This is a genomic window from Primorskyibacter sedentarius (assembly GCF_004342065.1).
GTDB lineage: Bacteria > Pseudomonadota > Alphaproteobacteria > Rhodobacterales > Rhodobacteraceae > Primorskyibacter > Primorskyibacter sedentarius.
Window position 1 is genome coordinate 44,010 of record NZ_SLZU01000008.1, and the last position, 17,747, is coordinate 61,756.

11 protein-coding genes are annotated in these 17,747 nt (G+C 59.4%); 5 read left to right on the plus strand and 6 right to left on the minus strand.

What is annotated here, in order from left to right:
- Positions 1-330: 330 nt before the first annotated feature.
- Entirely contained in the window at positions 331-963 is a 633-nt protein-coding gene (locus tag EDD52_RS12220) for a tyrosine-type recombinase/integrase (protein WP_132245552.1), read from the minus strand.
- A 602-nt stretch (positions 964-1,565) separates the two neighbouring features.
- On the opposite strand from EDD52_RS12220, the gene EDD52_RS12225 reads away from it, so the two are divergent.
- Genes EDD52_RS12225 through EDD52_RS12235 form a run of 3 tightly spaced genes read left to right on the plus strand, consistent with a single transcriptional unit; the run spans position 1,566 to position 3,709 of the window.
- A complete protein-coding gene (locus tag EDD52_RS12225; protein WP_132245329.1) occupies positions 1,566-1,775 on the plus strand; it encodes a hypothetical protein in 210 nt (69 codons plus the stop codon).
- 44 nt (positions 1,776-1,819) lie between these two features.
- Positions 1,820-3,013 carry an Lcl C-terminal domain-containing protein gene (locus EDD52_RS12230; RefSeq protein ID WP_132245331.1) on the plus strand — a complete coding sequence of 398 codons (1,194 nt, stop codon included), beginning with the start codon at positions 1,820-1,822 and terminating at the stop codon, positions 3,011-3,013.
- Between the two features lie 57 nt (positions 3,014-3,070).
- Positions 3,071-3,709: a PEBP family protein gene (locus tag EDD52_RS12235; RefSeq protein ID WP_132245333.1), complete on the plus strand. Its 639-nt coding sequence runs from the start codon at positions 3,071-3,073 to the stop codon at positions 3,707-3,709.
- A gap of 397 nt (positions 3,710-4,106) precedes the next feature.
- On the opposite strand, the gene EDD52_RS12240 is transcribed toward EDD52_RS12235, so the two are convergent.
- From EDD52_RS12240 to EDD52_RS12250, 4 genes are all read right to left on the minus strand, one after another.
- Entirely contained in the window at positions 4,107-10,862 is a 6,756-nt protein-coding gene (locus EDD52_RS12240; protein WP_132245335.1) for an Ig-like domain-containing protein, read from the minus strand.
- 13 nt (positions 10,863-10,875) lie between these two features.
- Positions 10,876-10,998, minus strand: a complete 123-nt coding sequence (locus tag EDD52_RS24275; RefSeq protein ID WP_279389265.1) for a hypothetical protein — start codon at positions 10,996-10,998, stop codon at positions 10,876-10,878.
- A gap of 134 nt (positions 10,999-11,132) precedes the next feature.
- Complete coding sequence (locus tag EDD52_RS12245; RefSeq protein ID WP_341539841.1) at positions 11,133-12,575, minus strand: winged helix-turn-helix domain-containing protein; 1,443 nt, start codon at positions 12,573-12,575, stop codon at positions 11,133-11,135.
- A 324-nt stretch (positions 12,576-12,899) separates the two neighbouring features.
- Positions 12,900-13,901: a taurine ABC transporter substrate-binding protein gene (locus EDD52_RS12250; RefSeq protein ID WP_132245338.1), complete on the minus strand. Its 1,002-nt coding sequence runs from the start codon at positions 13,899-13,901 to the stop codon at positions 12,900-12,902.
- A gap of 239 nt (positions 13,902-14,140) precedes the next feature.
- Between EDD52_RS12250 and EDD52_RS12255 the strand changes: the two genes are divergently transcribed.
- Positions 14,141-14,911, plus strand: a complete 771-nt coding sequence (locus EDD52_RS12255) for an IclR family transcriptional regulator (RefSeq protein ID WP_132245340.1) — start codon at positions 14,141-14,143, stop codon at positions 14,909-14,911.
- Positions 14,912-14,990: 79 nt separating this feature from the next.
- Entirely contained in the window at positions 14,991-16,295 is a 1,305-nt protein-coding gene (locus EDD52_RS12260; RefSeq protein ID WP_132245342.1) for an NAD(P)/FAD-dependent oxidoreductase, read from the plus strand.
- Positions 16,296-16,562: 267 nt separating this feature from the next.
- On the opposite strand, the gene EDD52_RS12265 is transcribed toward EDD52_RS12260, so the two are convergent.
- Entirely contained in the window at positions 16,563-17,732 is a 1,170-nt protein-coding gene (locus EDD52_RS12265) for a mandelate racemase/muconate lactonizing enzyme family protein (RefSeq protein WP_132245554.1), read from the minus strand.
- Between the last annotated feature and the right edge of the window lie 15 nt (positions 17,733-17,747).

The following is a 17,747-nucleotide window of genomic DNA, read 5'->3' on the forward strand; positions in this document are numbered from 1 at the left end:
GCTGACCTCATCTGCGGCTCGGCGGCCGTTAAGCGGTGTAGCGTAGCGACGCCTCGCCACCTGCTGGCCGGGTATGACGACCGGTACCGCAAATGGAGCGGAGAAAGGGAATTCGCAACGACAGCGGCCGGTCGTATTGAACCGCCAGAAGCCAGTGGTGAGGAACGGAAAAGGCTTGCACTCGTGGATGATGAACCCGGCAAAAGGCTCAGATCAATCGGCCCGTAGAGCCGCTTGGCCTGACAAAAAGAAACGTTTTTGAAAACCAGCAGCAAAGCCGCAGCTGCGTCGCGAGTGGCTGCGGGCCGCCGGCAAAGACGGCCCATGCTCCTAGATCTCTATTGCTTCTGAGATCGCAAGAGCATCCTCCAGCTCGACGCCAAGATATCTGACTGTGCTGTCCAATTTGGTATGTCCGAGCAGGAGCTGAACCGCGCGCAGATTGCCGGTCTTCTTGTAGATCTGCGTCACCTTGGTTCGTCGCATTGAATGCGTTCCATAAGCGCTGGCCTCCAGCCCGATCGACGTCACCCAACCCCGCACGATCCGTGCATATTGGCGCGTCGAGATGTGAAGCCGTTCGTGGAAACGCCCTGGCCAAAGATACTCAGAACCGACCATGAGCGGGTGTTGAATCCACGTCTTCAAAGATCCTCGCGCACCTTCAGAGATTTCGAAACGCACTGGTTTGCAGGTCTTGCTTTGCAGCACCGAGGCCCGTTCCTTGATCTCGCCGGACGTCATGACATCGACGACTTTCATCTTGACCAGATCGCAACCGCGCAGCTTGCTGTCGATGGCAAGGTCGAAGAGCGCGAGATCGCGATGCTTCTGGGCCAGTTCAAGCCGCACCCTGATCGCCCACACGTGTTTTGGCTTCAATGGCCGTTTCTGGCCGACGATGCGTCCTTTGTTCCACGCGGGGCGAAGCGCGCGGATGGCAGGCAAATTTGGTGTGTACATGATCGATCCTCCGATCCACCGAGCCCACCACATCGCCAACCCGACGTCGGCAATGCATCATATCATGGCATGCAGCGTTAACCCGAACCTGTCCGGTTCTTGGAAGCGGCCAAACGCCCATTCCGATGGTCCACAAGTTCAAGGAAATAAGTTCTCGCCGCCCCTACTGCGGAAATCTGCGTCGAGCGCGCTGTTTGTCTGACCGGAGATTCGCCTTGATATGGCTGTAGTCAGGCAGGTGAGCGCAATGCCCAGAAACGTCGTCAGAGGGAGCACGCGGCTTAAGCGCGGTAAGTGTCGGCGATCAAGGGCGTATCGGTCATCGTCAGACGCCGTGTGTCTGCACTTGTTTGCCCAAAACGGATAGCATACTAACTATTTTTATGCGAACCGACTCAATTCAAGCTCGCCATGTTTTGCATTCCGCCACACGTCCAAAGAACCCGATGTGCCAGCGCCTCGTCGCGATGCCTTTTCGCCCCGGGCAAATGCCGGTGCCGGCTGCGCCCGATCGGATGTGACCCGCATCACAAGCGCAGCCGGCACTGCGGCGACGACATTGCGCGTGCCGGTATAAGCATGATCGCTAAAGGAAATTAACCATGGTCGAAAAACCCGCACTGATCTGCCTCGACCCGGCAATCCTTCCTGCAAGCGCGATAGCTGACACCGATGAAAACGGCAGCTATCACTTCCATGTCGGCCAACTGGGTTTGACCGCAATTCCTGGCTGTCTGACCGCGCAGAAGCGCCGCACCCTCGGAGACCACAACGGCGTATGCGATGCCTCGGTACGTCGTCCGAGCCCCTGAAGGCCCCCTGTTTCCATGCACTTCACCTATGAAAGGACCATCACATGACGCCACTCCCCCGCGCTGCTTTGCTTCTTGTGCTGGGCGCTACCGCGAGCAACGCTCAGGATCTGACTTATCCCGTTGTCGATACGATGCAGGACGCATGCTTTGATCTGATGGGCGGTGCCATCGACTGCCCTGCTGCGGGTGAGGCGCTTTATGGTCAGGATGCGCAGTATTCTCGCCTACCGGCCTCTTATGCCGATAATGGCGACGGAACCGTTCTGGACACCAATACCGGGCTCGTCTGGCAGAAAACGCCGCAGGATGACCGCCTTCAATACACAGATGCCTTGGCCTATTGCAGCGCGTTGGATCTGGCCGGGCGAACGGACTGGCGGGTGCCCTCGATCAAGGAGCTTTATTCGCTGGCCGACAACCGGGGCGAATTGCTTACACCCGAAGAGGGTGAGCCGACCCCTTACATCGACACCTCCGTCTTCGACTTCGAATACCCAAAGGGGCGTATGGCCTTCGCGGGCCAGTACTGGAGCTCTACCCTCTATGTCAAAGGCCCGGTCCAGAACGGCCGCAATCAGGCCGCGTTCGGCTTCAACTTCGCGGATGGTCACATAAAGGCCTATGGCACCGGCCTTGATTTCTACACCGGTGCTGCCGCGTCAGGCGGATTGACCGGGCAGGATGGACAGACGCCAGGCAACTATGTGCGCTGCGTCAGCGGCGAGGAAGGCGTCTACGGGGCAAACGCCTTTGTCGGCAATGGCGACGGCACGGTCACGGACGGTGCGACGGGGCTGATGTGGCAAAAATCCGATGACGGCACGCGCAGGGAATGGGCCGATGCACTGGCCTATTGCGAGGCGCTGGAGCTTGCAGGCTACGACGACTGGACCTTGCCAAATTCCAAGGAATTACAAAGCATCGTAGACTATGACCGCACCGGTTTTCCCGCGATAGATGAGGGCTTCTTCACGATAACCGAAGATGCCGAGACGCTGGACTTCTGGACAAGCACCACCTTTGGCGACTGGAAAAACTATGCCAATGTCATTGCCTTCGGCAAGGCGCTTAGCAAATCGGGCGACCAGACCGAATATACCGACTGGCACGGCGCGGGGGCGCAGCGCTCCTCGATCAAGACAGTCATCGGACAGGGAGCGACGGAGGACACCACCTGTTCGATCAACGCCTGCGACTACAACCGCTCCGACAATCTTGTGCGTTGCGTGCGATAACACCCCTCAGACGGATCATTGACTGGTCCGCCACCAAGTTCACGGAAAGGACACCCGATGACACGCATGCTAGCCACTCTCGTGCTCGCCGCACTTCCTTCGATTGGGCACGCCCAGCCCTTCTCTGCCGATGTCTGGGCCGATAATTGGTTCGAGCTGCGCGTGAACGGCGTGCAGGTCGCAGAGGACAGCGTGCCAATCACGACCGAGCGCTCCTTCAACGCCGAGAGCTTCACATTCGAGGCAGAGCGCCCTTTCACCATCGGTCTTGTCGCGCGCGATTTCATCGAAAACGACACCGGGCTTGAATATATCGGCACCGCGCGTCAGCAGATGGGCGACGGCGGCGTCATCCTTCAGATCAAAGATGCGGCAGGGGCAACCGTCGCCGTCAGCAATGCGGATTGGCAGTGCCTTGTGATCCATACGGCGCCGCTCGACAAGGCTTGCGAGGGTGTCGCCAACCCTGTTGCGGGCACGGGCGCCTGCACCTTTGACATTTCGGAGGAACCGGATGGCTGGGACACGGCAGATTTCGACGCCTCGGACTGGCCGCAAGCAGAAGTCTACACAGCCGCGCAGGTCGCTCCGAAAATGGGGTACAACGATATCGATTGGTCTGACAACGCGGAATTCATCTGGGGACCGGACCTTGAGCAAAGCAACACCGTCCTCTGCCGCCTGACCGTCGATTGACCCCACCTACCACCCGGTCCGACCGACGGACGAGAGCAACCCCGATGCCCGAATTTGCGGTTATTGCTGGAGACCAGAGTGGCCCATGCGGCGACTGTAGGAACCTCCAAGGGCGAGAATGATCCTTGCCGCCAACGTGCCTGTTCAACCGCAGGTGCGGGCGTGGATCGCATCCGGCGCGCAGGTCAGAGCCTTTGGCTTCATGGTTTGATCCTGTCGAAGGGCTGCGAGGAAGCCCCCGCCAGCCTTCTTCCCTGTCGATCCCCTCACATACCAACTCCAACAGACGCCCCCCTTGGGCCTGGCACCGACGGTCAGTTGAGGGCCAAGACCTGAACAGCGCAATCCGACCGTCGCATGTTTTAAAGGCAGCGCGTCGCCGCGGACTGTCTTCGTCTCAGACCGTGAGGTTGAAAATGGTGTCCGCAAAGGCCAGATCAAAGGTCTCGTCGAAACCGTAAAGATCGGCGATCGGCGCTTCGGCCCCCAGTTCGAGCAACGGACCAAATTCGACACCCAGATCGCCGATGACGGGAAGGGATATGCCCAGCTCTCCGGCCAGAACGCTTGCTTCGATACCGACGCTCAGCCCAAGATCTGTCTGGTTGCGCAATCTCGCATCTGCCGAAGCTACAAACTGGAAATCAATCTCCCCATTTCCGTCTTCATCATAGGCGCTTGCGTTTTCAATTGTCAGAGAACTGCCTGAATTCGGATTTCCATATTCAAAGACGTCAACCCCAAAGAACGTCCCGTCTTCCATGACCAACCAACCCGACGTGCCCGAATGGCTGAGGTCGAATTCCTGCGTAACGCCCAGAGTCGTTGAGGCGACAATATCGAGGATGTCAAAGCTGGCGGAAAACGGTCCGTATTCCTCGTCCAGCGGGTTGAGGGGATTGACCGGTAGTGTCCCGCCCAATTCACTGTACATCGTGTATGCCATTTCATCGAGATCGATCTCAAGCGTCGCGATATCATCCTCAAGGCTGCCGGACTTGACCACCTTGGTTTCGCGGGCAGAAAAGTCTTCGGACACGCTGGCGCTGATGTCGGGAATATTCAGCGTGATGGATGCAAAATCACCAATGATACCGGGCAGAGGGAACTCTCCCGCGGGGATGTCGGCCGTGTTCAGCGTGAACAGATTGCCCGAACTGCTGATGTCGAAATTGACCAGGTCGAACTCTTCGTTGAAACCAACCTCGTCGACCAGAAGGTCCACGGTGACATCGACCTCGGCAGACATATCCAGGCGCGCGATGGCTTCATACCCAAGGGCGAAGTTTGCAGTGGCACTGACCGTTTCAAAGGCGCTGGATTTTGTCTGTGTCGTCGCGCGGAAGGTGAATTGATCGAATGTCTTGTTGTAGTGCGCCTGCGTATCGATGTCCTTGGTAACCGAGGCGTCCACTTCGCCGGCCGTCAGGGTAAGTTTCGGCGCAAGCCCGAACATGAACTGCCCGTCAACATCCATCCTGAAGGCGCCGCTCCCAAACCCGAAGGTCTTATCGAACGCGCCGCTATCGAGGCCAAAGAACGTCCCGATTTCAAGCGACATGGCATCGCCCGCCCCCCACATATTCTGATCGACGGCCTCAAACATATGCTGGAACGAATTGGACTGCGTTTCGATCTCCACGCCGGGATCAAAGGCCAGGGATGTTGTGTTCTGTCGGTCTGACGGATCGTTCGGGTCATCCCCCGCGCCGACCGCTTCGGTTGTCACGATAGCGATATGATTGAGCTGCGTAAGGTCGACGGTGTCATCAATATGCCAATCGAAGACATACTCGAAATTGTTTTCGCCCGTGACGTCGTCGGTAATGTCGGTCCTGCTGACCAGAACAAGTTTGCCCGCCGTCATGCTTGTATCAACATGGTGGTCTTCCGACCCGTCGCTGTCCACAAGGCTGCCGGTCAAGACCACTCTCAACACTTCGGCGGAACTGCCCTGCGAGACAGTGATAGAGGTATCCTGCACGCCGTTGGGACCACGGTTCAGGGCAACGGCTGCATCAAACACGCCATTGTAATAGTCTTCGGGGTCAAGACCCAGGCCCTGCTCGTCATAAACCCGGTAGGTAAAGATCTGTCGGTTCGCGTAAGGATCCAGCGCCTCGTCGGGGTCAAAGGGATTGGCCCCAGGATCGTAGGGGTACGGTGTCCAGGTGAAAGAGCCATCCTCTCTCAGGTCAAACGTGCCCTTGTACCCACCGTAATAATCGAATTCGAACCTCAGTTCGGACGCGGGGGTTTCGGCGTCATACGCAACGAGTTGACCATGATAGACCTGACCTTCCTTGATTTGAAAAATGCGTTCATCAAGGCTCAAATTCACGACCGGACTGGTGTTGGTTACATTGGCGCGAATGCTCAGGTCCGCAGTATCCTGTGCACCAAATTCATCGGTAACGGTATAGCTGGCCTGAATGTCGATCTCCTGGCCTTCGGCGTATCCTGCAAAGGCCGGATCGTTCAGGTCAAACGCATAGGTGCCGTCGCTGTCCATCGTCAGGCCGGTGACCGGCGAGGTCAGCGCATATGTCAGAACGTCCCCCTCGTCGATATCCGTGACGTAGGGTGCGACGCTGCGCTCATGCACAACGAACTGACCGGGATTTGCGGCATCAGGATGGCGCACGACAATATCGCTGACAGCGCTCGCAACCGGCGCCGCGTTGGTGCCGGTCACCGTCAGCGTCAGGTCCGCAGTTGCAACACCGCCATTGTTATCCGTCATCGTGTAGGGAATGACGATCTGCTGGATTTCGCCTTGCTGTAGCCCCTCGTAGGCCGGGTGGCGGGCATCGAAGGCGTAATTTCCGTTGCTGCCAAGTCTCAACCCATCGACCGGATTGACCAGAGTGAATTTCAGTGCGTCATTTGCATCCGCATCGCTGTCATTGGCAGAGACAGAGCCGAACACGATCCCCGGATAGAACTCGACAAAACCGGCGTCACCCGCGGTTACATCAAAGGTGTCATCCACGGCAATCGGGGCCTCGTTTGCGCCGGATACAAGGATCTCAATCTCGCTTGTGCCTGTTGCGCCATGCTGATCAGTGATCGTGTAGCTGACACGCCTGGATAGGGTTTCGCCCGCCCCGAGAGACGTGTAGGCAGGGTCGCCTCCGTCGAAAAAGAGCTTGCCGGTCAGGCTGTCGATGGAAAGACCGGCGACGCTTTCGTCAAGCGAAAAAGTGGCGCTTGCCCGGTCATCAACATCCGAATAGGCAACCGTCCCGACCTCTCCCGGACCCGGCTGCGCGGCAACATCCGACGAAATCGCCTGCGCCGCGAAACTGCCGAACGATGCCTCCGGGGCGTCGTTTGATCCGATGATCGCAATGTTGAGTTCTGATTGCGACGATGCCCCGAGCTCATCGGTGACGCTATAACGCGCCTCGATAAATATGGCCTCATCCTTGGCGAGACGCGCATAGGCAGGATCAGCCCTATTGAAAAGAAACTTGCCGTCCGAATTCATCGACAAACCGCTGACCGGCGCGTCCAGAGAATATGTGAGCACGGCCCCGTCGTCGGCATCCGTATCGTTTACGGAAACGTCGCCAAATATTGTTACGTTTGATGCCGGGTCGACCGACGCGGCACTGACCACTGCCGACGCGATGTCGCGCCGCGCAACCGGCGCGTCATTCTGGCCCGTGATGGTGAGCGTGACGACTTCGGTCGCGGTGCCGCCTCTGCCATCGTCGACGGTATAGCTGAACGTATCTGATGCGATCTCGCCAATCGCCAGAAAATCAAACGCGCCGGTGGGATCATAGCTGAACATACCGTCTTCGGTGATGGTCACAGCGCCCAGTGTGTTGGTCGTGTCGATGCTCAGGCTGACGGTGTCGTTCCTGTCGGGGTCAGTCACCTCCGGGGCGATCAGCACCGCGGGGCCGTCTTCTTGCGCAACAGCGGAAACCGCCTGCGCAATCGGCGCATTGTTAAGGATCAGATCAGCCGAGCTCAGGGCAGACAGATTGTTGAGCTGAACGCTGAAATCAGCGACTGCATCCCCGTTGGTGTCGGCTTGCAGCCAGGTTTTCGTTCCGTTGGTCAGCCAGTTCAGCTGGCCTGCCACGCCACTGAACGCCGCATTCCCGATAAAGGTGAAGATCTGGTTGCCGCCGGTCGTGCGGTCCGCATCAATGCCCGACAGGTCCACCATATCAACGCCGCTGACAAAGTCGCGGATGATATCACGGGATGCCGTAGTGGATTGATTTGTCTTGGTATAGGTGAACACATCGCCCTGCGCCCCGCCGACCAGCAAATCCGCGCCGGTGCCGCCGTTGATGCGGTCGCTGCCCGCCCCGCCGTAGACAGAGTCGTCGCCAGCCCCGCCCGCAAGGTTGTCATCATCGTTCCCGCCGCCAAGCAGATCGTCGCCATAATCGCCCAGCACGGTGTCGTTGCCGTCTCCGCCCAGCAGCGTGTCGTCAAAGCCGCCGCCGTTCAGGAAATCGTCGCCGCCAGCGCCGTCGATGCTATCGGCCCCGCCATAGCCTTGGATGACATTGCCAGCGCTGTCGCCTCTCAGGGTATCGTCGCCCTTACCGGACCCAAGAACATTCTCGAAATTGCTCGCCAGATCGGTGCCCTGGCTTGCGCTGACGACTTGGCCTGCGCCCTGGTTCGACAGATCAAACGCCACGGCATCCGCCGAGAAATAGTAGTTCAGAAAGTCATTGTCGCCTGCGCCGCCATCCATCGTGTCGTCGCCGCCACCCCCGAAGACGCGGTCTTCGCCGTCACCCGTGATGATGAGGTTCGCGCCATTGCTGCCGAACAGACTGTCGTCATGGTCGGACCCCACGACACCCTCGATCCCGAAGATCGTGTCGGTGCCCTGGCTGGCCGAAACGCGCTGCGCCGATGTCAGGGACAGGCGCACCTCAACCGCATCCGAAGAGCCGGAATAATCGACCAGATCAATCCCACCGCCGCCGGACAGCGTGTCATCGCCCGCCCCGCCAATCAGCGTGTCACTAGCGGCGCCGCCATAGATCGCGTCGCTGCCAATACCCCCTTCCAGCCGGTCGTTACCGCCCTGACCGGACAGCGTGTCATCGCCATCTTCGCCGCCTAGAAGGTCATTGTCGTGGCCGCCATAAAGCAGATCGTTTTGCGCGCCGCCTTCAAGCGTGTCATCGCCCGCCAACCCAATCAGCGTGTCGTCACCGAAATGGCCTGCGATCAGATTTGCCCCGTCTGTTCCGGTCAGGTGGTCTCCTGACGCGACAAAATACGTCCCGGTCACGTTTTCAATATCGCGGATGTTGTCCGGACCAGAGATGACATTCATCGACAGATCGACTGTGACACCAGAAGTGTAGCTGCCGTCGTTAAGAACAAGCAGGTCGTTACCGTCCGATCCGATCAGCCAATCGGCGCCCGTGCCTCCATAAAGTGTGTCATCTCCGTCATCGCCAATCAGCGTGTCATCGCCCGCCCCACCCAATAGGGCATCGCGTGCCGAAGACCCGTAAATCCACTCATCAGAAGCATCACCAGAAACTACGACGCCGTCGTCGCTTTCTTGACCGGTGATCGCGACGCCGTTCAAGCTGAACACGGTGGACGACGACATAAGGACGGCAAGGAACTCACTCGTCCCGGGTGCAGCGTCAAAATTCACGGTGGTGAACTGGGTGAATTGGGTATCAAGGAAGAAAGCCCACCGAGTGCCCAAGGCACCTGCAGTACTCGCGAACTCCAGCACTTCAAAATTCTGCACGGCAGCGGTTTGGAAATTCCAGGTCCCGTTCAAAGCGTCGATAACAAGCGTATCGATGCCCGCACCGCCATCCAGAACATCGGCGCGACCCGCATCGGCCGGGCTGACAATGATGCGATCATTTCCGCCAGAGCCATCCACGTGGACAGTGTCGGCCGTGGTGGCGATGGTGTTCGCCTCGGGCGTGCCGATCTGATAGCCGTGGGCAACCGCCGGGTCATTGGTCTCGTCACTGTCGCGGGGATCCCAGATGGCGGTAAAGACATCGTCGCCAGCCGAGAATTCCCCGGTCCAGGTCAGTTGCACCCGGCCATCTGCCAGCGCCACAGCAGAAAGGTGGTCAAGCGTGGAAAGGTTCCAGTCCACCACGTCAAACTCAACACCGATCCGCGTACCGTCGTTGGAATAGCGCTGGCCGTGAACATCAAACGTCTCGTCATCCGCCCAGAACACGACAAAGCCGTTATCGCCGGTGGCAGCAATCGCGGTCTTTTCCTGCGCGCCCGCAAGGCTCGTCGCAGGTGAGAAGGCCTCGGTGACGGCTACGCCACTTGAGGTGTAGATCTGCGCGCGGATACCGGAGCTGAAATTCGGGTCGGCAGATGTCCAGCTGACAACCAGATTGCCATTGCTCAGCTCTGTCACATGGGTGTCTCGCGACAACGGGCTGGTGTCGTCGATCAGAATCTCGCCGGTCACCGCATTGCCGGACGAATTGTAGATCCTCAGATAGGTCTGGTTGTTGCTGCCAGTGTCGTGGTCGACAAATGTCACGGCATACCGGTTTGACACCCGCAGGGCTGCAATTTCGACGCCGTCGATCCCCTGGCCTGCCCCAACACCACCATCAAACAGAGTAAGCGTCGGGCCCTTCGTACCGGTGCTGGGATCGTAGACCGCCGCCAAGACATCGTAGTTGGTGCGGTCCAGCCAGACGATCATCGAACTGGTTGCCGAAAGCGAGGCGACCTGCGGGTCGGCATGAATCTCGCTGCTCGCCCCGTCATATACGATGCTGCCGCGGACCGCCGCGCCGGTGTTGTCGTGGTATTCTACGACGATATCGTATTCGACCCCGGCCGGTGCATAGTAGTCTACATAAGTGACTACGAATCCGCCCCCGTCGACCGCGGCAATGGAGGCGCTCCTTTCGCTGTACACATTCAGGAATGCGTTCACCAGGAATTCTGCCCCGACCTCGTTGCCGAGCGGGTCAAAGATCTGACCGATGATGTCGCTGCTGTTCGGTGACCCGGCCCCGGTGTCGTCAAACGATGTCCATGTGATCAGCACATTGCCGTTGCTCAGCTGGATGATATCGCTTTCGTAATTGAACGATGTGTTGGTGATGCCGTTATTGACCTGAAAATCGCTCAGCCATTCGAGGGGGGTGGTCACCATACCAAGGGTCCTTTCAAATCAAATTTTTCGGCAAATATTCTGCCGGGTCGTCAGGCAGCGCCCAGATCTGCGGCGGCTTGCGCTTCTTGCGCGTGGGACAAGACCACATCGCATTGGACGTGGCGGCGATGATCATTGTGTGAAACCAAACGCCTGTGAAAACGCATGCCGCTCGGTGAGTGCCGCAATCATGCTGCGCCCGATTTTAGGCAGCCGAAAAACCCAAGTCCTGATGGAAACCTGAGGGATTCACATTTTCTAAAGATTTTTTTAGATTTCGTGGTGGTTGCCGGCGGCCTGGGACGGGCCCGGATAAACGGGCCGATCCGGCGCACCGTATTTTGCCCACGCGGCGGCCATGCCGATCCTTCTGGCGAAGTCAGGAAATTTCGGATGGGTGTAGATCATGCGGCAGGTGTCTACGCTGCCCCACATCCGCAGCAACGCCCCGTGTGATCCGATCGGGGGGCCGTTGCCACAGGCATCAAAGATGGCCTGTGCCGACCCCGTCCGCATGAGGACAGTCATCACCGGAATGGACACATATCCAATGTCATTGCCATCGCTTATGACCAACCACTGAGCCACAAGTTTGCGGATGTCGGGGTCTCGGCTAAAGACCTGACCCGCGTATTTCTCCCAAATTTCCGGGGGCCCGAACTGCGCGCCGAACATGCTGTGCATCGCAAGGCATCCCTGCGTAAATCGCTGTGCCGCGAGATCGTCCTCACCCTTCGCATAGGCCACGGCTGCGTAGGTATCGTAGGCAAACAGGTGGTGCAGATCGATCGCCTTTTTCGCAAGCCGCTCTGCCTCGTCAAGCTCATCATTGCACAGCTTTGCCTGCGCCAGACACTGAAAATACCGGCCGCGCGTGGGATCCCGCGAGATTGCCAGTTCGAAATAGGGGATCGCCTGTCTTGTCTTCCCGATAATGGCCAGCAGGTAACCCAACCGCATCGCAATTTCCGGCTCTGCCGGGGCAAGATCAAATGCCCGGAACGCCAGATCAAGAGCGCCGACAATGTCGCTGGACAAGAACCGGTTCATCGCCAAGGCGCTTAACGGAAACGCCATATCCGGGTTCAGCACCAGTGCACGCTCGGCATTCTGAACCGCAAGCTCCATCAGCGCATGTTTGTCACCGGCCTGAGAGAATGTGAGCTTTTGATAGTAGCCCTCGGCGAGGGCCGCGAATAAATCCGCCGACGCGCCCTCGATGGAAAGGGCTTCCCGAAAGTAGTCGATTGCATTGTCCAATGCGCCAGCAATGAACGGCTGTTTCAGCAAAGAGCGGCCTTGCAGGTAAAGCGCTGTCGCCTCGCTGTTCCGAGGCGCGTGGATACCACCTGAGCCATCCTGCGGCCGGTCGCTATGCCCCATACACTCCAAATCCGGGTGCAGGACATACCCCCGTTTCGGGACAGTCTGGATATATTCGGTTTCCGCGTCCTCTGACCGGAAATGCCGCCGCAGGACAGAAATCGCCCGTGTCAGCACCTCGTCGGAAACGTCTGTTTCCTGCCAGATCTTTGCCATGAATTCTTCGCGCTGAACCAGACTACCCTGACTGTCGACCAACAGCATAAGAACGTTCATGATCTGGGGTTCGATTTTCAGGCTTTTGGAACCTTTGCTCAGCCGGTCACTAACAGGGCAGACTTCGAATGCACCAAGTTTGAATGGTTTAACCCGAGCACTCGACAACACCACGATCCCTGCGCGAAACTTGACGCCCGGTCCAAGAGCGCTTTACTGCCCAATTATTGCACGTTCTGAACATTCCGGTAAAGGCTGCAAACGGGCATGGCGCAGGCGCCGAAACAGTGGCTGGCCAATGATCTGCAGATCATAGTTTTGCAATTCGTCTCGACATGCGGCGCGTGACAGTTCGTGCCTGCAGTCACTGCCTGACGGTGGTGCGCCGTTCGGTGACAGGACGCCATATTCACCCTGTTGATATCCCGGCAGGCGCGGCACTTTTCCGTATCGGAAAGGAATGGTGGGGCGGGCACCGCGGCGGGCCCGCCCGCTTTGTCAGCCGCCGTGGGCGATTGTCATGGGTTCGGCGTTGACGGCATCTTCGTAGCTGTCCAGCGCGCCATCGATGCTGTTGGCCTCGACAAAGACATCGGCCACGCCCTTCATGAAGGTCTGGATGCCACCACCCAGCCATTTCTCTGAGAGTTGCTCTTCCAGATCGGGAAAGGACATGGTGTCGATGGCACCGCGCGCGGCCTCGAAGTCCATGCCCGCCTCTTTCGCCATCACTTCAAGCATCGCGTCCCCGCCCTCCCCCGACGTCCACCGGCTGTTCGCCTCGGCGGTGACGGCAAGAAAATTCGCCACGAGGTCCGGGTTTTCGGCGAGGAATTCCGCCGGGCCAGAGGTCACGTCGAAGACCAGTATGCCCAGTTCTTCTTTCTCTGCGCCGGTAAGCAGCACGTTCCCATGTTCTTTCATCCGGGTCAGCCCGCCACCATAGCCGCAGGCAAAATCCACAGCGCCCTGCGCCAGGGCGGCGGCGCCTTCGGGCGGGGCCATGTCGACGATATCAAGGCTGGCCAGATCGATGCCAAAGTGATCCATCTGCCGCAAAAACCCGTAATGCGCCGCCGTCCCCAGTGGCACGGCCACCTTCTTTCCCGCCAGCTCTGATGCGGTGGTCTTGTCGATTTCCAGGTCAGCCGAAACGACACAGTTGTCATTCTCAGAGTAGCTGACCGCCACGTCGATCACCTGCAAGTCCTGACCGGCCGAAGCCGCGACAACGAAGGGCGGGATGCCCTGGCTGACTGCAAGCTGCACGTCGCCGGATGCCATGGCCGCGCTCATTGCGGTGCCGGTCTCAAAGCTGACCCAGTTGACCTTCAAGCCCAGCGCCTCGTCATAAGCGCCCTCTGCCTTGGCAGCCATCATCGGCAACGGCCATTCCAGGAAATATGCGACTGTGATCTCGTCAAGATCGGCCGCCTGCCCTGTTTGCGCGGCGAGGGCCAAGGCGCTGCTGGCGGCGAGGGTTGCAAGTGTTGTCTTCATGTGAACCTCCGGTTGGGCGGGGCCCCTTGCGCGCCGGTGGACGGTCGGCAAGGGAGACCCAGAAGTTATATCTCTCGCATTACAGAACTTTTGTTCTGGTATAAAAAACTATGCGGGAGATTTGCGCCACGTCAACGCATTTGTTGCAATCGGGTTTGTCCGGCGCACGGGCTGCCTGCTTGCCAAGCACTTATCGAGACAGTAGTTCCGAAATACAATAGAGATGAGGAAAGCAGTCAATGTCACGATCTTCGGAAAGTTCGATCGTCACCAAATGCGCCCGCGTGATGGATGTCCTCACCCATGCCAAACAGCCGCTGGCCTTTTCCGACATCGTGGCCAAGACGGGTTTCGTCAAAAGCTCGTGCCACCGCATCCTTGCCGTGCTTCAGGGCGAGGGGCTGGTGGCCTATCACAAGGACAAGCGCAGCTATGCGCCCGGTCCGCGGTTTCACGACTGGGCCCGTGCCGGGTTCCACCGGGTCGACCTGCAACAAATCGCGGCCGACCCGATGGAGGAGTTGCTCGAAAGCACAAGGATGAACGCCGCGCTGTCGGTGCTTGACGGGTTTTCGCTGCTTTACCTGCGGACGGCCGATAACGTGTCGATGCGCTATGCGGCGCGTGCCGGCGACCGGGCGCCATTGCACTGCACTGCTGCCGGCAAAGTGTTTCTGGCCCATATGCCCGAGCCGCAGCTGGAGGAGTTTTTTGCAACCACAGATCTGGAAAAATCGACCGAGTTCACCCGCACGGACGCCGAAACCCTGACTGCCGATTTCCCCGCGATCCACGAAAACGGATATGCGTCGGCCATCAAAGAAGAATTCCTGCAGGTCATGGGTATCGCCGCACCGATCTGGGATGAACGCGGCAAGGTGGCAGCCTGCCTGTCGCTCTGGACGCTGACGGCAGACACCGACCCGGTCGCACTGCTTGAAAAGGCCGGACGGCTTAAGAAAGCAGCAGCCAAGGTGACGCGCGCCATTCAGGGCGAAGCACCGGACTGAGCACGCAACAAATCAGTTGACGCAGCGCCGCCTAGTCTCTCATATTGATAGATGAGTTCCGCAATATGAGAGCATTGTCATGCAAGCGCCGACTTCCTCCGTCGTGGACTGGCCCGGTTCCCTTTGGGCCGAGGCCAGAGTAGCCGAGGCAATCCACCCGCCGCTGAACGGGGATCACCGGGCCGACGTTACAGTGATCGGTGCGGGGTTCACTGGCCTGCGCACCGCCATCGAACTGGCCGAGGCTGGGACCTCGGTCGTGGTTTTGGACGCCGGTGATGTCGGCTGGGGTGCGTCGGGGCGCAATGGCGGGCAGGTCAATCCGATGCTGCCCTTCAACTCTCCCAAACAGCTGCGCGAACTGGTCGGTCCGGTCTATTTCGAGCGTCTGACAGCAGCCTCGCTGTCCTCGGCCGATGATCTTTTTGCCTTCATTGCCCGTCACGGGATCGCCTGTCAGGCCCGGCAAAGGGGTTGGCTGCGCGTGCTGCACAGCCCCGCGGCGCGGCGCAAGGCCGAGGCAGACCTGAGCGAATGGAACGAACACGGCGCCGGAATGTCGCTGATCGACGGTGAGGATGTGACCCGATTGTCCGGCACGCGGGCCTATTCCAGCGGCGTCGTCGCACCACGCGGCGGGGCGGTGCATCCGCTGATGCTGGCGCAGGGCATGGCCACCGTCGCCCGCAACCTGGGCGTAATGATCCACGGATCAAGCCGGGCCGACAGGCTGGAGCGCAAGGACGGAAATTGGCAGGTCAGTACTGGTGCCGGGCGGGTAAGCTCTGACTGGGTGGTGGTGGCAACCAACGGCTATACCGATGATCTGGTCGGTGGGCTGCGGCGCAGCATCATTCCGATCAACCCGATCCAGATCGCCACCGAACCGCTGCCCGAAAAGATCATTTCAGAGATCCTGCCCGAAGGTCACACCATTTCGGACAGCAGGCGGGTGATCATGTATGCCCGCCGCGAGCCTGACGATCGCATCGTCTATGGCGGGTTGGGCAAACTTGATCGGAATGGCGTTCAAAGCGGGTTCGACTGGCTGCAACGTGACGCGGTGCGCGTCTTCCCGCAATTGGCCGGTGTTAGCTGGAGCCATCGCTGGGGGGGGCAGATCGCCCTGACCGAGGACCACCTCCCGCATCTGCACGAACCCCGGACCGGCCTGTTGGCCGGGCTGGGCTATAACGGGCGCGGTGTGGCGATGACCAATGTGATGGGCAAGATCATGGCCCAGAGGGTGCTGGGGGCCGCACCCGATACCCTCGCCTTTCCGATGACCAAGCTCCGCCCCTTCGGCCTCCGGGCGCTAAAGCAATTCGGGATGGGCCCGGCGGTGGGTGTCATGCGTGCGCTGGATTGGCTCGAAACCCGTTGACCCCCGCTCCGGCCGTTTGCAAGACAGCGGGCGGGGCTTGCCCCTTTCGGCATCATGCTGCGCCTAAACCTGCCGGGATGTGGGGCGCTGCGTTTCTGCTTTGACGGCACAAGTAGTAAAGCGGTTCCGTCACTGCCGGAAAGAGTTCAGAGATCACTGCGCTGCAAAACCTGAGTACTGCCGCCACGCCGCTCGCCTTCTTGTCGCCGCAGTTTTCTGCATTGCCGTGGCTGGTGCCGCGTTCAAACCGTTTCGCGCATCGCCAAGTCAAAGGTCCAGTTCGTAGGCCTTGATAAAGTCACGGTCTGGCTCCACGCCCAGCCCCGGCCCGGTCGGAATGGCGATCAGCCCGTCGTTGCGCTTGACCTGCCCCTGGATGTCGAGCGGTTCGGCCAGCAGGTTGTCGCGGAAGCGGTTCTCGGTGGTGTCGAACTCCAGCCACGGCTCGCGCGGGAACAGGCCCCCGGGCAAGGGCGGCATTGCGGCGAGCAGTTGCAGGTTGGTTGCGACCGCGATGGCCGACCCCCAGACATGGTTGAAGACCGGGGTAAAATGCGCGTGGCAAAGCGCCAGAACCCGCAGGTATTCGGTGATCCCGCCAAGCGCGCAGACCTCGGGCTGCGCGATATCCAGCCCGCGCGATTCCAGCAAACCCCGCCAGCCCCAGCGACTGAACTCCGCCTCGCCGCCAGAGATGTTGACCTTCAGCCCTGCCCGCAGCTCGCGGTAGCCGTCCAGATCCTCGGGCGCGATCGGCTCTTCGAACCAATAGGCCCCCAGTTCGTCCAGCGCGCGCCCGACATAGAAGGCGTCAGAGGTGTTGTAGGCGTGATTGGCATCCGCCATGAAGTCGAAGTCGTCCCCGACCCCGCGCCGCACCGCCTCGGCCAGCTTGACGTCATCCTTCGCACCAAGGCCGATCTTCATCTTGGTGGCGGCAAAGCCCATGTCCTTGATGGCGGCCGCCTCGTCCACAAACCGCGCAACGTGATCCTCAACACTTTCGCGTTTCAGCATCATGCCGTAGCCATAGGATCTGACATGGGTGCGATGCGCCCCACCGATCAGCTTGTGGATCGGTTGGCCTGTAACCTTGCCCGCAATATCCCAAAGCGCGATGTCCACGCCGGAAAGCGATTGCAGCGGCATGCCCTTCTGGCCGTGATCCCGCAGCAGGTTATAGACCTTGTGCCAGATCACGTCGCGGTCCATCGGGTCCATCCCCAGAACCAGCGGCTGGATGACCTTTTCCACGATGGTCTTGTTGGCCAGCGCCACGTTGCCGGGCCCGAAACATTCGCCCCAGCCGGTAATGCCCTGATCGGTCTCGACCTCGACGATATGGGCGGTGCGTTTGGCATAATATTGCTGCGAATAGCCCAGCTCCTCGGGCATGTCGCATTGCAGCACATGACTGGTGATTTTCTTGATCTTCAGCGCGCTGGTGATCAG

Bases quoted from the DNA above. Each gene is read 5' to 3' on its own strand.
- EDD52_RS12235 (WP_132245333.1), top strand. From the start codon at position 3,071: ATGACACGCATGCTAGCCACTCTCGTGCTCGCCGCACTTCCTTCGATT.
- EDD52_RS12225 (WP_132245329.1), top strand. From the start codon at position 1,566: ATGGTCGAAAAACCCGCACTGATCTGCCTCGACCCGGCAATCCTTCCT.
- EDD52_RS12255 (WP_132245340.1), top strand. From the start codon at position 14,141: ATGTCACGATCTTCGGAAAGTTCGATCGTCACCAAATGCGCCCGCGTG.
- EDD52_RS12260 (WP_132245342.1), top strand. From the start codon at position 14,991: ATGCAAGCGCCGACTTCCTCCGTCGTGGACTGGCCCGGTTCCCTTTGG.
- EDD52_RS12220 (WP_132245552.1), bottom strand. From the start codon at position 963: ATGTACACACCAAATTTGCCTGCCATCCGCGCGCTTCGCCCCGCGTGG.
- EDD52_RS12250 (WP_132245338.1), bottom strand. From the start codon at position 13,901: ATGAAGACAACACTTGCAACCCTCGCCGCCAGCAGCGCCTTGGCCCTC.
- EDD52_RS24275 (WP_279389265.1), bottom strand. From the start codon at position 10,998: ATGATCATCGCCGCCACGTCCAATGCGATGTGGTCTTGTCCCACGCGC.
- EDD52_RS12230 (WP_132245331.1), top strand. From the start codon at position 1,820: ATGACGCCACTCCCCCGCGCTGCTTTGCTTCTTGTGCTGGGCGCTACC.
- EDD52_RS12240 (WP_132245335.1), bottom strand. From the start codon at position 10,862: ATGGTGACCACCCCCCTCGAATGGCTGAGCGATTTTCAGGTCAATAAC.